1 protein-coding gene is annotated in these 255 nt (G+C 62.4%); it reads right to left on the minus strand.

The window, feature by feature from the left end; genetic code table 11:
- A partial coding sequence (locus KAJ71_RS23320; RefSeq protein WP_248947803.1) for an AAA family ATPase occupies positions 1-255 on the minus strand: 255 nt, incomplete at both ends.

Genomic DNA, 255 nt, shown 5'->3' on the forward strand with positions numbered 1-255 from the left:
GAACAGGACGTTCGTCGTGTCGATCTGGATGAACTCCTGGTGCGGGTGCTTGCGTCCGCCCTGGGGCGGGACCGAGGCCGTCGTGCCTTCGAGGATCTTCAACAGGGCCTGCTGCACGCCCTCGCCGCTCACATCCCGCGTGATCGACGGGTTTTCGCTCTTACGAGCCACCTTGTCGATCTCGTCGATGTAGATGATGCCCGTCTCGGCCTTCTTGACGTCGTAGTCGGCGGCCTGGATGAGCTTCAGCAGGAT

The organism is Serratia silvae (assembly GCF_023282985.1).
Lineage (GTDB): Bacteria > Pseudomonadota > Gammaproteobacteria > Enterobacterales > Enterobacteriaceae > Chania > Chania silvae.